2 protein-coding genes and 1 tRNA gene are annotated in these 3847 nt (G+C 66.5%); 1 reads left to right on the top strand and 2 read right to left on the bottom strand.

What is annotated here, in order from left to right:
* Positions 1–271: 271 nt before the first annotated feature.
* Both AC1DQP_RS17830 and AC1DQP_RS17825 read right to left on the bottom strand, forming a co-directional pair.
* Positions 272–652: a DUF6713 family protein gene (locus AC1DQP_RS17830; RefSeq protein ID WP_478052140.1), complete on the bottom strand. Its 381-nt coding sequence runs from the start codon at positions 650–652 to the stop codon at positions 272–274.
* Positions 653–862: 210 nt separating this feature from the next.
* A tRNA-Ala gene (locus tag AC1DQP_RS17825) sits at positions 863–938 on the bottom strand.
* 338 nt (positions 939–1276) lie between these two features.
* On the opposite strand from AC1DQP_RS17825, the gene AC1DQP_RS17820 reads away from it, so the two are divergent.
* On the top strand, positions 1277–3826 hold the full coding sequence (locus AC1DQP_RS17820) for a Cache 3/Cache 2 fusion domain-containing protein (protein WP_478052139.1): 2550 nt from the start codon (positions 1277–1279) through the stop codon (positions 3824–3826).
* The last annotated feature ends 21 nt before the right edge of the window (positions 3827–3847 follow it).

The raw sequence follows: 3847 nt of genomic DNA, 5'->3' as shown, positions 1-3847 counted from the left end.
GGATTCCACCGTGGGCGCTGGTGGTGCTTTTCCTGCTGTCGCTGGCGTTCGGCGTCTGGGTGGGAGCCGTTCTCGCAGGATGGCTGGGGTGGTTCAGCTTCTTCCTCCTGCTTTCCGTTGGCGGCGCATGCCTCAACGGCCTGTTTCGCAATCGGGTCGTGTTCCGGCTCAATCACTGACGCCTGATCGGCTCGCCAACCGGGGCACCGCGTTGCGCAGACGAGCGCAGTTGCGCCGTGTGTTCGCCGTGCGGTTTAGCTGCAGGTCTCCGCTACGTGTTGATTGGCGACCTGGAGGAGCGGTGCTGCCGGGAGTGCACAAGAACGCCGGTGCCGGCGACGAGGCAGACCAGAAGAACAAGTACAGAGAGCGGCAGATGGAACTCATCGCGCCCAATTGCTGCGAACCCCGCGTGGATCGCAGCGGTGGCAACCCCTGTTCCGCCGCACACGGCGGCGTAGATGCGGGCACTGGGACGGACCAGCAGGACCTGGCGGTAGCCATGCAGCAGAAAACCAACGGCGAGCAGGTTGAACACCAGAAACCCCTGGAKTCCGCCGGGTACGTGAAACATATCCCATTCCTGCCAGAAGGCGGCGTCTATCTGGTGGAGGATCAGGGCCAACAGTGTTGTCAGATACCACCGCTCCATGACGCTCCCCCGATATGAGCCGACCATTCTAGCGGCTGGATGGGCAAGGTCCGTGGGTTGCCTTGGGCTCGGCTTGCGGTACAGGCCAGGAGCCGAGCATTCTCACCAGCCGCAATGTACCGGGTCGTACCCGCCGGCCTAATGAAAAAGGCCGGAAGCCCTGTTTTTGCAGGTATTCCGGCCTTTCCTGTGCCCGGTCGGGCGAATATTTGGTGGAGCCAAGGAGGATCGAACTCCTGACCTCGTCGATGCGAACGACGCGCTCTCCCAGCTGAGCTATGGCCCCACGGATGTCACACAAACCCCGCAGGCCTTGCCTCGCGTTGGACCTAGTCTAGCGCCGTGAATGGGGCGCTGCCAAGGGGTGCACGGTGTACCTGCGCATACGCACGATATTGCCGGCCTTCAGTGCGACCGCGCTGCTCCGTCCTCGGCCGTCGGCCGTCTTTCTGAACGCCGATCGGGTTTTGTGAAGACCATTTGCGCCGTTATCCATTTAAAAACAACGACTTGAGAAATCGATCTAGTAGGAAAGGACTAGGTGCTCCTGCATAAAGAGGACCAGAAAGGGTGCCGATAAGAAGTGTGACGAACATCCCACACTTTTTCCTTCGAGTACCAACGATGACGACCCGTGCCGCCACCGTTTTCTCATCCTCCCTCGGCGCCCGCCTGGCGCTGCTGATGGGCCTGATCACTGCCGTCGCCTTTGTCTTGTTGGCGGTGCTGATCTACCGCCAGTCGGCAGCCAGTTACCAGCAGCGTGTGCAGGCCGGCCTGCAATCGTCCACCGCGCTCATGCGCGATTCGGTCGCGCTCTATGACCGCAGCCTCAGCGACAGCACCGAGCGCATGGCCGGCACGTTCCGCGCGCTGCTGCCCGACGGCGAGCGCATCCTGGATGCGGCCACGCCGGTTACCGTCGGCGCACGCCAGGTGCCGACGCTGCGCCTGGGCGGCCAGGTGATCAACCTGCAGGAGGCGGCCGTGGACCGCTTCGCCGCGGCGACCGGCGGGGTGGCCACGATCTTCGTGCGCCAAGGGGAGGACTTCGTGCGCGTCTCCACCTCGCTGCGCAACGCCGAGGGCGCCCGCGCGCTCGGCACCGTGCTGGACCATGCACATCCGGCGTACCGAAACCTGCTGGAAGGCGGTCGCTACACCGGCCCGGCGCGGCTGTTCGGGGTGGACTACATGACCCACTACCTGCCGATCACCGACGCGACCGCCAAGGTGATCGGCATCGTGTTTGTCGGGCAGAACTACTCCGATGGCCTGGCCGCGCTGAAGGAACGCCTGCGCACGTCGCAGCTGGGCAAGCAGGGGCATTTCCTGGCGCTGGATACGCGTCCAGGTGAGCAGTTCGGCACGCTGATCGCTGCGCCGGCCGATGAGGGCAAGACGCTGGCCAGTCAGGTGGACGCCGCCGATCGGCCGGCGCTGGAGGCACTGCTGGCCGGCAAAAGCGAGCAGGCGATCGTGCACCTGCGCCGCAGCGGCGACGCGGCATCCCAGGCCTATTTCGTTTCGGCCCAGGCCTACGCGCCCTGGAAATGGGCGGTGCTCGGCCTGGAGCCGGTCTCGGTGCTGCAGAGCGTTCTGCATTCGCTGATGCTGCATATCGTCGTGGTGGCCGGCTTGGGCCTGCTGGCGGTGATCGTGGCGCTGCTGGTGGTGGTCAGGCGCATGGTCAGCGTGCCCTTGGCGCAGGCCGGGCAGGTGGCCCGCGACGTGGCTGCCGGACGGCTGGACCGGCAGATCGTGGTCCAACGGCAGGATGAAGTGGGGCAGTTGATGGGCGCGCTGCAGCAGATGCAGGGCAAGCTGCGCGAGATCATCCACGCGCAGAACGAGATGAGTCGCCGGCATACCGATGGCGCGATCAGCCATCGCATCGATGCCAGCCGGTTCGAGGGGGAATTCGGCACGATGGTGACCGGCACCAACGACCTGGTGGACGCGCACATCCAGACCAAGATGCGCATGGTCGAACTGGTGCGGGCCTACGCCGATGGCGACCTGTCCGCATCGATGGAAGACCTGCCGGGCGAGAAGGCGCTCATCACCGAGGCGGTCAACGGTGTGCGTGGCCGCCTGCTGGCGATCAATGGCGAGATCAAGCGGCTGGTCGCGGCCGCCGCCGCCGGTGACTTCAGCGAGCGCGGCGATGCCGATGCCTTCGAATACGACTTCCGCGACATGGTCGAAGGCCTCAATACCCTGATGGTAACCGCCGACCGCAACCTGACCGCGCTGTCCGGGCTGCTGCGCGCGCTGGCGGCGGGTGACCTGCGCGGGCGCATCGAGGGCCAGTTCCAGGGCGTGTTCGCCACCATGCGCGATGATGCCAATGCCAGCGTGGCGCAGTTGACCGCGATCGTCGGCGACATCCAGCAGGCGGCGGTGGCGGTCTCCAGCGCATCGGCGGAGATCGCGGCGGGCAACGAGGATCTGTCGCGTCGTACCGAACAGCAGGCCGCCAGCCTGGAAGAATCGGCCGCCTCGCTGGAAGAACTGACCGCAGCAGTGAAGCAGAACGCCGACCATGCCCGGCGTGCCGACCGGCTTGCCGCCGACGCCGCCGAGGTGGCGGCGCAGGGCGGGGCGGCGGTGGCGCAGGTGGTGCAGACCATGGCCGGCATCGAGGCGTCCTCGCACCGCATCGCCGATATCACCACCGTCATYGACGGCATCGCGTTCCAGACCAACATCCTGGCGCTCAATGCGGCGGTGGAAGCGGCCCGCGCAGGCGAGGAAGGGCGTGGCTTTGCCGTGGTCGCCTCGGAGGTGCGGGCGCTGGCACAGCGCTCGGCGCAGGCGGCCCGCGAGATCAAGACGCTGATCGATGCCTCCAGCAGCCAGGTGGCGCAGGGCAGCCAGCTGGCCGACCAGGCCGGGCAGACCCTGGCCCGGGTGGTGAGCTCGGTGGGCGAACTGGGGGGCTTGATCGAAGAGATCGCCAGCGCCAGCCAGGAGCAGGCGGCCGGCATCGAGCAGGTCAACCAGAGCATCGTGCAGATGGACGGGGTGACCCAGCAGAATGCCGCACTGGTGGAAGAGGCGTCGGCGTCGGCCCGCGCACTGAACGCGCAATCGGCCGATCTGCAGCACACGGTGGGCCGTTTCCGACTGGCCGAAATGCGCGTGGCCAGGCGCGCGGCCGTGGCGGCCTGAGCCCCTGCAGCGCGCGCGTGG

The organism is Stenotrophomonas sp. P5_A8 (assembly GCF_056400545.1).
Note: the sequence above shows the minus strand (reverse complement) of the source record. Positions and strands in the feature narration are given on the sequence as shown.